Here is a 14,512-nt window from a genome sequence, read left to right as displayed (position 1 = left end):
AGCCCGCAGCCTGGGCGCCGCTGGCGGCGATTGCGCTGCTGCTGACCTTCGCCGCCGCCATGGCGATCAACATCGGCCGCGGCCGGCGCCACATCGATTGCGGCTGCGGCCATGCCGGGCTGCGCCAGCAACTGGGCTGGGGCAAGGTGCTGCGCAACGTGGGCTTGGCACTTGCGTTGCTACCCGGCCTGCTGCCGGCCGTTCGCGCCAGCCTTGCCAGCGCCGATATCGTGGTTGCACTGGTGGGCGGCGGCGTCGTCTATCTTCTGATTCTGCTGTTCGAAACATTGCAGGGCCTGTCGGCAACCGCGCCGGGCCGGGTGCGGGGCTGAAGCGGGGACGCCATTGATGTCGAGCCTGATGATCATCAACGAAGTGCTGCAGTGGGCGGTTCTGGCCGCCCTGGTGCTGGCCGGGCTGGCGCTGGCCCGCCAGGTCGGCGTGCTGCACGTGCGGGTGGCGCCGGCCGGCGCGCTAGATGCCAATCGCGGCCCGGCGGTGGGCGAGGCGGTGCCGGCGATGGCGCTCACCACCCTCGATGGCCGGCCCTTCGCGCTGGGGGGCAGCCGTTCGGGTGCTGTCCGCCTCCTGATGTTCGTGTCGGCCCAGTGCCCGCTGTGCAAGGGCCTGATCCCGGTTGCCAAGTCGTTCGCGGCGGCCGAGCGGATCGACCTGGTCTTCGTGGGTGACGATGATGCGGCCGTGCAGCAGGGCCTGGTCGCGGCGCAGGGGCTGGAGGCCTATCCCTTCATCAACAGCGGCGAGGTGGGCCGCCTGTTCGAAGTGGACAAGTTGCCCCATGCCGTGCTGCTCGATGCCGCGGGCAAGGTGTTGGCCAAGGGGCTGGTTAACAGCCGCGAACATCTGGAAAGCCTGATCATCAGCCACGAGATGGGCGTCGCCCATGTTCAGGACTATATTGCCGGCCTGCAGCCGGCCGCCGGCAAGGCGCCGACGGCAACAGCAGCATGACCGGGCCAAGCGAGGGGAAGAAGGGATGACGCGCATGAACATCGATGCCCTGGGCGAAAAGCTGCTGCGGTCCTTTGCCGGCCGCTCGTCACGGCGCTCTTTCCTCACCAAGCTGGGTGCCACCATCGTGGCCGCGCCGGCCTTCCCGCTGCTCCCCGTGAGCCGCGCCAACGCCGGCCAGAAGGACCGTTCGCCGGAGGCCAAGACGGCCTTTGCCCGCAATGCGCAGACCAAGGACGATACCAAGTGCGATTACTGGCGCTATTGCGCCATCGATGGCTCGCTGTGCAGCTGCTGCGGCGGTGGCGTCAGCAGCTGCCCGGCCGGCACCGAGCCGTCGCCGGTGTCGTGGGTGGGCACCTGCATTAACCCGGACAATGGCAAGTCCTATCTGATCGCCTATCGCGACTGTTGCGGCAAGGCTGGCTGCGGCCAGTGCGGCTGCGACAACACCGATCGCGAAACCCAGCTGTACATGCCGCAGCTCAACAACAACGTCATCTGGTGCTTCGGCACCAGCAGCATGGAGTACCACTGCTCCACTGCAGTGCTGGTCGGCGAGGCGCAGTAATGCGCGTCGGCGTTGCGATGGCCGCGATGCTGGCGCTGGCCAGCGCCGCGGCCGCGCAGCGATCTGCGACACCCCCGCCTGTCGAAAGCCAGACTCCGCAGCAGCGGGCGGCGCTGGGCAGTTATTCCGCCACCATGACGCAGCCGCAGTCCGACTATGTCGAACATTGCGGCGGCTGCCACGGCATCCACGGCAACGCCGCGCCGGCCGATCTGCCGACCCTGCAGAACCGCGTCGGCTGGTTCATGTGCCTGCCCGAGGGGCGCGCCTATCTGGTGCGGTTGCCCAATGTCTCGCGCAGCCGCGTGGACGACAATGATCAGCTGGCCGAGCTCTTGAACTTCATGGTGTTTGGCCTGGGCGGTGCATCGGTGCCGGCGGGTGCCGCGCCCTTCACCGGCGCCGAGGTGGCGCGCCACCGCACGTCGCCCTTCACCTCGGTATCGCTGATCCAGACCCGCAAGCTGCTGGTCGAAAAGCTGATCCGCCAGTGCAAGGCACCGGCCTCGCTGCGGCTGATGTATCCCGGCCAGACGGCCCCCGCCCCCACGGCGGCCCGGCCCGGCGCCGGCACCTATGGAGGCAAGTCGGGCTGAGACTCAGGACGCGAGCGCCAGCTCCGTGGCCTGCGCGATCGCCCGCTTGGCGTCCAGCTCCGCCGCCTCGTCGGCGCCGCCGATCAGGTGGGCCTTCATGCCCTTTGCCGCCAGTGCATCATAGAGGCTGCGCTCCGGCTCCTGCCCGGCACAGATGATCACCGTGTCGACCGCGAACAGGGTCGGCTCTCCGTTCACCAACGCGTGCAGGCCCTCGTCGTCGATCTTGAGGTAGGTGACGCCGCCCAGCATCTTCACCCCGCGCCGCATCAGCGACAGGCGGTGGGTCCAGCCGGTGGTGCGGCCCAGCGTCTTGCCGGGGGCGCCATCGCGGCGCTGCAGGATCACCACCTCCCGGTCGGCCTTCTCGATGTGCATCTCGACACCGGTGACGCCGCCGCGCGGGTGGGCAGCAAAATCGACGCCCCATTCCCGGCAGAAGGTCGGGATGTCGAGCGCGGCCGACGGCCCGGCATGGGTGATCAGCGTGGCGACATCAAAGCCGATGCCGCCAGCGCCCATGATCGCCACCTTGCGGCCGATCGGCCTGCGGCCCAGGATGGCATCGATATAGGGCACCGCCTTCGGGTGATCGATGCCGGGCAGATCGGGCACGCGCGGCCGGATGCCGGTGGCCACGATCACTTCGTCATGGCCGGCGGCGACCAGCATGTCGGCATCGGCACGAGTGTTCAGCTTTAGCGTGATGCCCAGCTTGTCGATCATCCGCGCGAAATAGCGCAGCGTCTCCGAAAACTCCTCTTTGCCCGGCACGCGCTTGGCGAGGTTGAACTGCCCGCCAATCTCCGACGCGGCATCATAGAGCGTCACGCGGTGGCCGCGCTGCGCGGCTTCCACCGCAAAGGCCAGGCCCGCCGGCCCGGCACCCACCACGGCCAGGTTGCGCGGGCTTGCCGGCCCCTTCGCCACCAGCAGGGTTTCGTGGCAGGCGCGCGGATTGACCAGGCACGAGGTCAGCCGGCCGGTGAAGGTGTGATCCAGGCAGGCCTGGTTGCAGGCGATGCAGGTGTTGATCTCATCCTCGCGGCCGTCACGCGCCTTGTTGACCAGATCCGCATCGGCCAGCATCGGCCGCGCCATCGAGACAAGATCGGCATGGCCGGCGGCGAGCACCTGTTCCGCCACGTCGGGCATGTTGATGCGGTTGGAGGTGATCATCGGCACGTTGACGTGCTTCCTGATGCGCCCCGTCACCTCGGCAAAGGCGGCGCGCGGAACCATGGTGGCGATGGTCGGCACCTGTGCCTCGTGCCAGGTGAAGTGGGTGGAGATGATGGTGGCGCCGGCCGCTTCGACGGCCTGCGCCAGCTGGATCACCTCGTCGCCCGACATGCCGTCCTCCAGCATGTCCATCGCCGGGATGCGGAAGATCAGGATGAAATCATCGCCGACGGCGGCGCGGGTGCGGCGGATCACTTCGACGGGGAAGCGCATGCGGTTCTCGAAACTGCCGCCCCATTCATCCTCGCGCCGGTTGGTCTTCTCGACGAGGAACGTGGAGAGGAGATAGCCGGCCGAGCCGATGATCTCGACACCGTCATAGCCCGCCGCCTTCGCCTGGCTCGCGCAGTTGGCGAAATCGGCCAGTTGCTTCTCGATGCCAGCGGCATCCAGCTCGTTGGGGGTATGGCGGCCGATGCGCGAGCGGACGGCCGACGGCGCCACACAGTCGGGCGTGCCAGCGAGCGGCCCGGCGTGCAGGATCTGGAGGACGATCTTCACCTCTGGCGCGGCGCTATGCACGGCATCGGTGACGATGCGGTGCTGGGCGGCTTCCTCTGGTGTCGACAGCTTGGCGCCGCCGCCGCCTTCATGGTTAGGCGCGATGCCGCCGGTGATGATCATCCCCACCCCACCGCGAGCACGAGCGGCGAAATATTCCGCCATGCGCGGGAAACCATCGGCAAGGTCTTCCAGCCCGGTGTGCATGGAGCCCATGAGGATGCGGTTTTTCAGCGTGGTGAACCCCAGGTCGAGGGGGGTGAACACGCGCGGATAGCGGGGATGCGGAGCCATGGCGCATGGCTATCAGCACGGGTGCCGAGCGTCATCCTCCCTTAAGCGCGCGGGGGCATGAAATGTGCATTCGTGGAATATTGTTTCACCAGCGATTCGAGGGTGAGGATGTTGCCGCATGACGCCTGACACCAGGCCAAACGACGATCTGGCCGCCCGCTATCGCGCCCTGCCGGCCAGCATCGTGCACGACGTGATGCGTGCCGCCGACCTCAGCCTGCGCGTGTTGCCGCCGACGCTGCGCCCGATCGCGCCCGGCAGCCGCATCAGTGGCCCGGCCTTCACGGTCTCGGGGCGAAGCGTGACCGGGCACGATCCGCACGAGACGCTGCTGGCCTGGACGGCGATGCTGTCACGCGTGCCGGCGGGCCATGTGCTGGTGATGCAACCGAACGACAGCGACGTGGCCCACATGGGCGAATTGTCGGCCGAAGCACTCACGCTGCGCGGCGTGCTCGGGGCGATCATCGATGGCGGCTGCCGCGATGTCGACCGCGTCAACGCCATCGGCCTGCCGGTCTTCTGCCGCTACTTCACGCCGCGCGACGTGGTCGGCCGCTGGCTGCCGCACGGCTTCGGCGAACCGGTGGTGATCGGCGGCTGCAGCATCGCCACCGGCGACATGATGGTGGCCGATACCGATGGCATCTGCGTGGTGCCGCAGGCCGAGGCGCACGCCGTGGCGGCGGCGGCCGAGACCGCCATGACCACGGAGAACCTGGTGCGCACCGCCATCCTGGCCGGGGTCGATCCGGAAACCGCCTATCGGCGGCACGGCAAGTTCTAGGATCAGCGCCCCGGCAGGCAGGCCGGGCCGGCCGGCGTGAAGCTCTTGTAGGTGAGGATGAATTCCTGGTGGCCCAGCGCTTCCGAACAGGTGCGCGTGCCGCCGGCAACGGCCGTCACCAGCGCCGCGATCTCGGCGCCCACCGTGTCGAGATCGGCCCGGCCTTCGAGGATGCGGCCGGCATCGATGTCCATGTCCTCGGGCAGGCGGCGGAACGTGTCGGGATTGGCGCACACCTTGATCACCGGGGAAATCGCCGAACCAACCACAGAGCCGCGTCCGGTGGAGAACAGGATGACATGGGCACCGCAGGCGATCAGTTCGACAATCTCGGCATTGTCGGCGATGTTGGGAAAGCCGAAGCGCACCTCGCCATCGGGCACCACGTCGAGCAAGTAGAGCCCGCCGCCCGGCGGCTGATCGCCCGGCTTCAGGAGGCCGACGATCGGCGAGGCGCCCGACTTGGCATAGGCGCCCATGCTCTTTTCCTCCTGGGTCGTCAGCCCGCCATCGGCATTGCCGACCGCGAAACTGCCATGGCCCAGCGTGGTGTAATAGCGGGCGGCCTTGTCGACACAGGCGACGATCTCGGCGGCAAGTTCAGGCGTGGCCGCGCGGCTCGCCATGTGGCCTTCACAGCCGATCAGCTCGCCGGTTTCCTCGAAGATGCCCGCCGCGCCGGCCGCAATCAGCCGATCGAAGGCACGGCCGATGGCAGGATTGGCGGTGAGCCCGCTGGTGCCATCTGAACCACCGCAGATGGTGCCGATCACCAGCTCCTCGGGCGCCAGCGGCACCGTCGCCTGCGCGGCCAGCACCGGCAACGTGCCCGCCACCCAGGCCCGGCCGCGTGCAATGCTGCTGCGGGTGCCTCCCGCCTCCTGGATCACCAGCAGTTCGGCGGGCCGGCCACTGGCGCGCACCACCTCCAGCAGGCGCCGCCTCGCAAAGCTCTCGCAGCCCAGCGACACCAACAGCACGGCGCCAACATTGGGATGGCAACACAGCCGCTCCATCATCGCCTGCGCATAATCATTGGGATAGCAGCCGGGAAAGCCGATCAGCTGCACGTCGCCGTCGTCATGGCGCTCGGCAATGGCGCGGGCGACATGGTGCGCGCACTCGACGAGATAGGCGACCAGCAGCACGTTGCGGATGCCCTTGCGCCCATCGGCCCGCCGCCAGCCCCTCATGGCCGGTCTCCGGCGCCGGCGGTTGCCAGATAGTCGCTGGCCAGATTGTGCAGATGCACCCAGGCGCCGGCCGGGATATCGCGCGTCGCCGATCCGATGCTGGCGCCATACTTGATGACGCTGGCACCGCGCGGGATCGGACGGCGGGCCAGCTTGTGGCCAAGCGGCACTGCATCCGGCAGCACGATCTCGTCTCCGCCGTCCACCAGCCGCTGCCCTGCCGGCAGGTCGCGAACCGCGATCAGCACATTGTCCTCCGGCGCCAGCAACAGGACAGGCTGGCCGGCGCTCATGCCGCCACCTCGAGCACGCAGGCTTCGGTGGGCGCGGCCGCACTGTCGATCACCAGATCATCGCCGTCGCGCCGGCAGGCGAGCGGCGGGCCGTCCAGCAGCGACAGGCCGGCGGCACCGCCCCAGCCGGGTAGGCGCGGCGGCAACGGCCCCGCCACCAGGGCAAAGCGCTGGCGGCCAACGCACACCGGCAGCACATCGCTGCCATCCTGCTGCACCTTGGGCAGCGTGGTGTCGGGCCGGCTGCCGTAAATGGCGCGGCCATGGGCCTTCAGGAAGGCACCAAGGTGCGCGAGCGGCCCGGCCTGCTCGTCCGGAATGCTGCCATCGGCGCGCGGCCCGATGTTGATGAGGAGGTTGCCGCCGTTGCCAACAATGCGCAGGAACATCGCCACCAGCGCGTCACCCGACAGATAGTCGGCATCGATCTCGTTGGCCTTGTAGCCAAAGCTGTGGCCGACGCCGCGCACCGTCTCCCAGGCGACATCCCCCATGCCGGCGCTGGTGGCATATTCGGGCGTGCGGTGATCGAACACCGGCGGCACATCGGGCGCAAAGGCAAAGCCGGGCGTGCGAATGGCGTCGGAAATGGCGCGGTTGAAGGCGGCCCGCGCCGCCGGATCGGCCATGGCGGCGTGGCCGGGCGTGGGCAACTGGAAGCGATCGTTGATCAGCCGATCCTCGCGGTCGTTGTAATAATCGGCCAGCAGCGCCCACAGGTCGCCAGCATCGGGATAGCCGATATCATTCCACAGGATATCGGGATCGGTGGCGGCGATCAGCTCGCGGTAATGATCGCGCATCATCTGGCGCGCCAGCGAGCCAGCCGGCAGGGCGGCGCGCATCTCGCCCAGATTGGCAATGGGCTCGGGGTTCAGCGTCCAGTCCAGCCCGGCACTGTAATAGACCCCGAAATGGAGCCCCCGGGCACGGGCGGCCACCGCCATTTCGCCGATCAGGTCGCGCGGCGCGTGCCAGCTGCGCCCGCGCAGCGGGTTGGAAAGCTGCGTCGGCCACAGGCAATAACTGTCGTGATGCTTGGTGATGGGCACCACGTAACGGGCACCGATGCGGGCGATGAAGTCCATCAGCGGCGCCGCCGACCAGCTGGCTAGCCCTGCTTCAAACGCCTCCCGAAACGCCGTGTAGGGCGCATCGCCAAAGCGCTCGCGGTGCTGGGCGGCGGTGGGGCCATCGGCGAACTTCAGGCTGTTTTCATACCATTCGGCATAGGGCGTCAGCTTCAGCGCATCATCGGGCCGATCGGCCAGCAGCTTCACCACGTCAACCCCGCGCGGGGCGAAGGCCGGCACCGAATAGAGACCCCAAGTGATCATCACCCCCAACTTGGCATCGCGCCACCAGGCCGGCACCGGGTGGGCGGCGAGGCTGTCGGGATCTGGGCGATAGCGCGTCATGGGCGGACAGTTCACTGGTAAAACATCGATTTATAAGCATCTAACCACGGTGTGTCGGCGCTGGCAAGGCGCATTCGGCCGCGCTACCGCTTGCGCCATGCTGGCACATGTGAAATGCTTGTTCACAAATAAATCAAAGGGGGGAGCGATGGAATATCGGCCACTGGGCAGGACGGGGCTGTCGGTCAGCACCCTGTCGCTGGGCGGGCTGTTCGTGTCGGCGGCCGGCGGACCGTTCGAGCGCGCCCGCGAGGCGGTGCACCACGCGCTGGCGCGCGGCGTCAACTATATCGACACGGCGCCCATGTATCTCGACAGCGAGTCCGTCCTGGGCCGCATCCTTGAAGGCCAGGCGGCGCCGGTCATCCTGTCGACCAAGCTGGGGGCGCGCCCGCAGCCGTTCGATCCGCGCAATGCCGATGCCCTCCTGGAGTCGTTCGAAACCAGCTGCCGGCTGCTCGGCCGCAAGACGATCGACATATTGATGATCCACGAACCGGATCGCCCACGCCAGTTCGACTGGTGGGAGGCGATGGATGAAGCCCGTGGCCCGGTGATGGAGGTGATCGACCGGCTGAAGGGCGAGGGGCGCATCCGCTTTGCTGGGCTGGGCGGCACCACCGCCTATGACATGGCCCGCCTCATCCGGACCGGCCGCTTCGATGTCGTGCTCACCGCCTTCAACACCAGCCTGCTGTGGCGGGAGGCCTGGCACGAGGTGATCCCGGCCGCCGCCGAGCACGGCGTGGGCATTGTCGCCGGATCGCCACTACAGCAGGGCGCGCTGGCCCGGGTGTGGCGCGAGGAGGTGGAAAGCGCCACCTGGCTGTCGAAACCGCGGCGCGAGCAGTTCCGCAAACTCTATGCGCTGGTCGATACGGTCGGTATCCCGCTGCCGGAACTGGCGCTGCGCTTCCTGCTGTCAGAACCGCGCATAGCCACCATCCTGATGGGCGCCCGCAGCGTCGACGAAGTGGACGCCAATGTCGATGCCATCGCCAGGGGGGCGCTGCCGGCCGACCTGCTGGGCCAGCTCGACGAGATCGCCGCCATGGTGCCGTTCCGGCCGCACGATGAGCCCTTCGCCCTGCCGTTTGGCCGTGCCTATGCCGGCACGCCGGCGGCTGGCCCAGTCTGATCCGATTGCACTGAGGAGACCGGCCATGCGCGCCGCCGTTGTCGAACGCCCCGGAGAACTCGTCATCCGGACCCTGAGCGATCCCGTGCCCGGGCCCTATGAGGTGCTGACCCGCCAGCTGTTTGGCGGGGTGTGCGCCGCCACCGATCGCCACTTGGTGGAGGGTGAACTGCCGATCCCCGGGATCAGCTATCCGTTGATCCTGGGCCACGAGGCGATCGGCGAGGTGGTCGCCATCGGCCCAAAGGTGCGCCACCTGAAGGCCGGCGACCTCGTCACACGCACCGGAGCGCCGGCCACCGATGGCTGTGCCGCCTATTGGGGCGGCTTTGCCGAGCTGGGGCTGGCCCGCGATGTCGTGGCGATGCGCGAGGACGGCCTGCCCGAAAGCGAATGGCAACCGCACCTGATCAACCGCGTGCTGCCGCCGGGCACCGATCCGGCCGCTGCCACCATGATGATCACCTGGCGCGAGACGCTGAGCTATCTCACCCGCCTCGGCCCTGTGGCGGGCAAGCGCCTGCTGGTCATCGGGTCGGGCGGCAACGGCTTTTCCTTCCTGGTGCTGGCGCGCGCGCTGGGTGCCGATGCCGTGGCCATGGTGGGCAACCCCGGCTGGGCCGATCTGGCGGCGCGCGCCGGCGCGGCGGGCTTTGCCGACTATCGCGACCCCTCGGCCATCGCCGCCCTGTCGCGCATCGGCGGCCCTGGCGGCTTTGACCTGCTGATCGACGCGGTCGGCCACACCGGCGGCATCGAGGGGGCCCTGCCCCTGATGGCGCCTGGGGCCGGCATCGGGCTTTATGGCATCGAGGCACTGGGCGAGCGCATGGCGGCCCTGAAGACAATCGCGGCACAGGGATTCCGCGTGCACGGCCCCGGCGACTATTCCGAAGGCGAGGCCCACGACCAGGCGGTGGCGCTGCTGACCGCGGGCGCGCTGGATGCCCGGATCTGGTTCGATCCGGCCCGGCCGTTCGCGCTCGATCGCATCCATGACGCGGTTGCCGCCGTGGCGGCGCGGCAAAGCCTGAAGGCGGTGGTGCGCATCTCCGGCTGACGGCCTGTGTGACCACTTGTCTTTCGAGGCCATCATGCCATGAAGGGCCGATGTTGATGGTCCAGCCATGAGCGAAACGGGAACCCGCTATTCGGCGCCGGCCCTCGACAAGGGGCTGGATATCCTTGAGCTGCTTGCCGAAAGCAGCCAGCCGCTGTCGATGGGCCAGATCGCCGACCGTCTGAGCCGCTCGAAGGGCGAGATTTTCCGCATGCTGGTGGCACTCGAGCGCCGGCGCTACATCATGCGCGACGAGGCGACCGAGGGGTTCCTGATCGGCAACCGCCTGTTCGAGATGGCGATGAAGACAGCGCCGACCCGCAATCTGGTGGCCACCGCCATGCCCCATATCTCGGCGGTGGCGCACGCGCTCGACCAGTCTTGCCACCTCACCGTCCTGTCCGACACGCAGATCGTGGTGATCGCCCGTGTCGAGGCGCCCGGCGAACTGGGCTTCGCGGTGCGGCTTGGCTATCGGCGGCGCGCCGATCATTCCACCTCGGGCCGCGTGCTGGCCGCCTTTGCCAGCCCGCCAGACCGCCAGCGGCTGATCAACAGCCTGGCCGCCGCCCACCCGGATTTCGACCGCGCCGGATTCGAGGCGCGGATCGAGCGGATCGCCCGGCTCGGCCATGAACAGGGGCCGAGCCGCACGGTGCGCGGCGTCACCGACATCGGTGCGCCGATCATCGGCGAAACCGGCTGGGCGGTCGGCGCGCTCACCGTGCCGTTCATCCTGCGCGACGGCAACCATGCCGGGCTGGACGACGCGATTGCCGTGGTGATGCGTGAGGCCGCCGCCATTTCGGCCGATCTTGCCGTCGGCATGCCGGGGCTGGCCACCAGCGCCTGAGCGCCCGCCAGCCGCATCGTTCGGCGTGGCATATGTGAAGTTGCATTTTATGCCTGCAATGGCCATCATCGGCGGCGCTCGCATTATGCGGCGCACGGATGGGGAGATCCGGCTGATGGATGCGCAAACGCGGCAAGGCAGCGCTGCAGCAGGTAACGATGTTCCGGGCGGCTGGCGCTTCTTCCTGTTCGCCTCCCCGCAGTTGGCGTTGGCGACGCTGGGCCTGCCGATCGTCATCTACCTGCCGGCCTATTATGCCGGGCCGCTCGGCCTCGGGCTGGCGGCCACCGGCTTCATCTTCATGCTCACCCGCTTCTGGGACGTGTTCACCGATGGTCTGTTCGGCTGGGCCGTGGATCGCTTTCCGACCCGCTGGGGCCGGCGCAAGGTGTGGATGCTGATCTCGACGCCGCTGATGGTGATTGGCACGGTCGCCATCTGCTTCCCGCCGGCCGGCGCCGGCAGCCTCTATCTCTTCTTCTGGCTGACCTTCATCTACATCTGGTGGACGCTGATCCATCTGTGCCACATCGCCTGGGCGGCCGAACTATCTGACAAGTATGACGAGCGCTCGCGCATCCAGAGCCGGGTGCTCGCAGTCTATTTCTCCGGCCTGCTGCTGGTGCTCACCGCCCCGCTGGCGGTCGGCGCGATCATCGGTGACACCGGCCTTGAAACCAAGGTGCAAGCGATGGGCGTCTATGCCGCCGTGCTGCTGCCGATCACGGTGGGCGCCGCCCTGCTGGTGGCAAAGGAGCGTCCGCCGCCAACGCGCGCCGTGGGTGAGCGGCAGATGGGCTTCGTCGAAGGCCTCAAGGTCGCTGCCCGCAATCCGGCGCTGCTGCGCCTGCTGGGCGTGGACATGCTGGCAGGCCTTGCCGGCGGCACCGCCAGCGGCCTGTTCGTCTATGTCACCACCGAGCTGTTCCGGCTGGAAGGTGCGCTCAAGATCGGCGGCGTGGCGCTGGACCCTGGCGCGCTCCTCATCTTCACCTATGCCGGCGCCTTCTTCGGCGTGCCCTTGTGGCTCAAGCTCTCCTACCGCATCGGCAAGCACCGCGCTGTCGCCACCTCGGCGCTGGTGACCATCGCGGCCTTTGCCTATGCAATGGCGATGCCCAAGGGCGATTTCCTGGCCGCGGCGGTCTTCTATCTGGTCAACGGCGTGGCCTTTGGCGCGGCCCCCTTCCTCGACCGCGCCATGCTGGCCGATGTCGTCGACCTCGATCAGACACAAAGCGGTGAGCAGCGTACCGGCTTCTTCTTCGCGCTGATGTCGATGACCAACAAGATCGGCTATGCGCTCCCCGTCGGCATCCTTTATCCGGTGCTGGAACTGGTCGGCTACAATCCCAACGGCGGCAACGGGCCAGAGGCCATCGCCTGGCTGACCGCCATGTTCGTGGGCGTGCCGGTGCTGTGCAAGCTGCTGATCGTGGCGCTGACCTGGAACTTCCCGATCACCCGCGAGATGCAGGCCGCCCTGCGCGCACAATTGAACGCGCAGGATGGGACTGCCAGCTGACGGGAAACGCCAGGTCAGTCCGGCAGATTGACGTGCACGACCCCCGCATCCACTCGGACTGCATAGGTGCGTAAAGCCACGCATGCCGGCAGTCTGCGCGGTGATCCATCGCGAATGTCAAACCGCCCGTTGTGCTTGGGACAGGCGATCAGATAGCCATCTAGCAGACCATCGGCCAGATGGGCCTGTTCGTGCGTACACAGGCCGTCGGACGCATAAATCGCGTCATCCGACGTGCGGTAGATTGCATAGCTCTTTCCGGCGTGATCCCACCGCGCGACATCGTCGGCGTCGATCGCGTCAACAGGCAGGGCGGCGACCCAGGGCATTTGCGGCTCCTCAGTGCAGAAGGCGCGGGCCGATCCTGGCCGGGCCGGCTCCGGATGGCAATTGCTGATCGATCCAGTGATCAGGATCATGCAACTGCCGGCGCAGCACCGGGAAGAGTTCCCACCAGGTTTCGATCAGTCCCTTGGGTTCCGGGCAATCATGGCGAATGCAGGCATGCAGCGCAGGCAGCGCATGATAGGGTACCATGGGGAACATGTGGTGCTCCAGGTGATAGTTCATGTTCCAGTAGATGAAGCGCAGCGGCAAAGGCAGCAGCATGGTCCGGCTGTTCAGCCGGTGGTCGAGGACATCCTCCGCCAGGCCGGCATGCTGCGGCAGGGCGAGCAGCATCAGCAGCCAGATACCGTAAAGGCGCGGCAAGCTGATCAGCATGGCGGGCAGGATTGATCCGGACCAAAGGCACGCCGCGAACACGCAGGCGTGGATGGCAAGATGCACCCTGGCCGCCTGTGTCGCTGCCGGCAGTTGATCGGCCGGGACAAAATCACGTTCGTCGGGCGAAAAATGGCCACGTGCGTGACTGATCAGAACCCGCATGTAACTCAGCCAGAGCGTCGTACCGCCGGTGACCAGCGCCTTCATCACCATTGCGGGTGGGCGCATCGTGCCGATTTCGCGGTCGCGGCCAACGATAGCCGTGTCGCTGTGGTGGCGCATGTGGCTCCACCGCCAGACCACCGGGTTCCAGAGCTGCATGAAACTGGCCAGTTGATAGAGGGCGTCGTTGAGCCAGTTTGTCTTGAACGGGGTGCCGTGCAAACTTTCGTGCCAGCGGCTGTCACAGGAGGTGCCGTAGAGGACACCATAGGCCATGAAGAATGGGACAGCCAACCAGCTGCCCCAGAAATGCACGCCGCCATAGCCGGTGGCCAACAGCAGCGCGAACCAGATGGCGGTATCGCGCAGGGCCGGGCCATTACGCCGCGCCATCAGTTGCTTGAGCGTCTTGCGATCGATTGGTGTCTGGTACCAGCTGGCGCTGGCCAGGCCGTCGGCAATGGCCTGTTCGCGTTCCGGGCCGGTCAACGCATAATTGCGCCGGACCCGGCCCATCCTAGTTGCTCCAGCCGCCGTCGATGATGTGGGCCTGGCCGGTGGTGTAGCTGGCCTCGTCGGACGCGAGATAGACGGCCAGCGCCGCCACCTCCTCCGGCTTGCCCAATCGCCCCATCGGCTGGCGGGCGATGAAGGCAGCGCGCGCCGCCACCGGATCGGCCTGTGCGTTGATGCGGCCCTCCAGCGACGGCGATTCCACCGTGCCGGGGCAGATGGCATTGGCGCGGATGCCGCGCGTGACGTAATCGGCGGCCAGCGCCTTGGTCAGCCCGATCACCGCCGCCTTGGTGGCGCCATAGGCAAAGCGGTTGGGCACGCCCCTGATCGAGGAGGCGACAGAGGCCATGTTGATGATGGTGCCGCTGCCGCGTTCCAGCATGCCGGGCAGCGCGGCCCGGATGGTGCGCACCATGCTGGTGACGTTGAGATCCCAGCTGAAGTCCCAATCCGCCTCGCCCATTTCGAGAATGGTGCCGTGGTGGACGAAGCCTGCGCAGTTGAACAGCACGTCGGGCGCCGGGCCGGCCAGGGCGGCCGCCACCGCCGCACCATCGCGCACGTCGAGCCGGGCGGTGGTGATCGCCGGCGCCTCGGCCTTGAGGCTGGCCAGCGCCGCCGCATCGATGTCGGTGGCGATCACGCCCGCGCCCTCGCGCGCGAAG

16 protein-coding genes are annotated in these 14,512 nt (G+C 67.7%); 9 read left to right on the top strand and 7 right to left on the bottom strand.

Annotation, left to right across the window (positions count from 1 at the left end; translation table 11 throughout):
* The 4 genes from GJV64_RS04520 to GJV64_RS04505 all read left to right on the top strand — a co-directional run.
* Positions 1 to 332: MauE/DoxX family redox-associated membrane protein (locus GJV64_RS04520; protein ID WP_328799163.1), on the top strand; the 332-nt coding region annotated here is incomplete at its 5' end.
* 16 nt (positions 333 to 348) lie between these two features.
* Entirely contained in the window at positions 349 to 972 is a 624-nt protein-coding gene (locus GJV64_RS04515; RefSeq protein ID WP_164156088.1) for a redoxin family protein, read from the top strand.
* 25 nt (positions 973 to 997) lie between these two features.
* Entirely contained in the window at positions 998 to 1,543 is a 546-nt protein-coding gene (locus tag GJV64_RS04510) for a methylamine dehydrogenase light chain (RefSeq protein ID WP_164156087.1), read from the top strand.
* Positions 1,543 to 2,139 carry a cytochrome C gene (locus tag GJV64_RS04505; protein WP_205599526.1) on the top strand — a complete coding sequence of 199 codons (597 nt, stop codon included), beginning with the start codon at positions 1,543 to 1,545 and terminating at the stop codon, positions 2,137 to 2,139. Before GJV64_RS04510 ends, GJV64_RS04505 begins: the two co-directional genes overlap by 1 nt.
* Positions 2,140 to 2,142: 3 nt before the next feature.
* On the opposite strand, the gene GJV64_RS04500 is transcribed toward GJV64_RS04505, so the two are convergent.
* Positions 2,143 to 4,176, bottom strand: coding sequence for an NADPH-dependent 2,4-dienoyl-CoA reductase (locus tag GJV64_RS04500; RefSeq protein ID WP_164156086.1), 2,034 nt, complete (start codon positions 4,174 to 4,176; stop codon positions 2,143 to 2,145).
* 118 nt (positions 4,177 to 4,294) lie between these two features.
* On the opposite strand from GJV64_RS04500, the gene GJV64_RS04495 reads away from it, so the two are divergent.
* The gene (locus GJV64_RS04495; protein WP_164156085.1) at positions 4,295 to 4,963 is read left to right on the top strand and encodes an RraA family protein; all 669 of its coding nucleotides are present in this window, start codon (positions 4,295 to 4,297) and stop codon (positions 4,961 to 4,963) included.
* A gap of 2 nt (positions 4,964 to 4,965) precedes the next feature.
* Here GJV64_RS04495 and GJV64_RS04490 read toward each other — a convergent pair whose 3' ends face one another.
* The 3 genes from GJV64_RS04490 to GJV64_RS04480 are packed head-to-tail and all read right to left on the bottom strand — an operon-like array spanning position 4,966 to position 7,867.
* Complete coding sequence (locus GJV64_RS04490; protein WP_164156084.1) at positions 4,966 to 6,156, bottom strand: UxaA family hydrolase; 1,191 nt, start codon at positions 6,154 to 6,156, stop codon at positions 4,966 to 4,968.
* Complete coding sequence (locus GJV64_RS04485) at positions 6,153 to 6,449, bottom strand: UxaA family hydrolase (RefSeq protein ID WP_164156083.1); 297 nt, start codon at positions 6,447 to 6,449, stop codon at positions 6,153 to 6,155. Before GJV64_RS04485 ends, GJV64_RS04490 begins: the two co-directional genes overlap by 4 nt.
* A complete protein-coding gene (locus GJV64_RS04480) occupies positions 6,446 to 7,867 on the bottom strand; it encodes an alpha-L-fucosidase (protein ID WP_164156082.1) in 1,422 nt (473 codons plus the stop codon). Before GJV64_RS04480 ends, GJV64_RS04485 begins: the two co-directional genes overlap by 4 nt.
* A 148-nt stretch (positions 7,868 to 8,015) precedes the next feature.
* On the opposite strand from GJV64_RS04480, the gene GJV64_RS04475 reads away from it, so the two are divergent.
* The 4 genes from GJV64_RS04475 (at position 8,016) to GJV64_RS04460 (ending at position 12,443) form a co-directional block, all read left to right on the top strand.
* On the top strand, positions 8,016 to 9,005 hold the full coding sequence (locus GJV64_RS04475) for an aldo/keto reductase (RefSeq protein WP_164156081.1): 990 nt from the start codon (positions 8,016 to 8,018) through the stop codon (positions 9,003 to 9,005).
* 25 nt (positions 9,006 to 9,030) lie between these two features.
* On the top strand, positions 9,031 to 10,065 hold the full coding sequence (locus GJV64_RS04470) for an alcohol dehydrogenase catalytic domain-containing protein (RefSeq protein WP_164156080.1): 1,035 nt from the start codon (positions 9,031 to 9,033) through the stop codon (positions 10,063 to 10,065).
* 67 nt (positions 10,066 to 10,132) lie between these two features.
* Positions 10,133 to 10,918 carry an IclR family transcriptional regulator gene (locus GJV64_RS04465; RefSeq protein WP_164156079.1) on the top strand — a complete coding sequence of 262 codons (786 nt, stop codon included), beginning with the start codon at positions 10,133 to 10,135 and terminating at the stop codon, positions 10,916 to 10,918.
* An 85-nt stretch (positions 10,919 to 11,003) separates the two neighbouring features.
* Positions 11,004 to 12,443 (top strand): MFS transporter, encoded by a 1,440-nt coding sequence (locus GJV64_RS04460; RefSeq protein ID WP_164156078.1) that lies wholly within the window; start codon positions 11,004 to 11,006, stop codon positions 12,441 to 12,443.
* A 14-nt stretch (positions 12,444 to 12,457) separates the two neighbouring features.
* Here GJV64_RS04460 and GJV64_RS04455 read toward each other — a convergent pair whose 3' ends face one another.
* The 3 genes from GJV64_RS04455 to GJV64_RS04445 form a co-directional block, all read right to left on the bottom strand.
* Positions 12,458 to 12,772, bottom strand: a complete 315-nt coding sequence (locus GJV64_RS04455) for a MocE family 2Fe-2S type ferredoxin (RefSeq protein ID WP_164156077.1) — start codon at positions 12,770 to 12,772, stop codon at positions 12,458 to 12,460.
* Positions 12,773 to 12,782: 10 nt separating this feature from the next.
* Positions 12,783 to 13,667, bottom strand: coding sequence for a fatty acid desaturase (locus GJV64_RS04450; protein WP_205599525.1), 885 nt, complete (start codon positions 13,665 to 13,667; stop codon positions 12,783 to 12,785).
* Positions 13,668 to 13,848: 181 nt separating this feature from the next.
* On the bottom strand, positions 13,849 to 14,512 hold a 664-nt coding region (locus GJV64_RS04445), incomplete at its 5' end, for an SDR family oxidoreductase (protein WP_164156075.1).

It is taken from the genome of Sandarakinorhabdus rubra (genome assembly GCF_010994245.1).
Classification (GTDB): Bacteria; Pseudomonadota; Alphaproteobacteria; order Sphingomonadales; family Sphingomonadaceae; genus Sandarakinorhabdus; species Sandarakinorhabdus rubra.
Note: the sequence above shows the minus strand (reverse complement) of the source record. Positions and strands in the feature narration are given on the sequence as shown.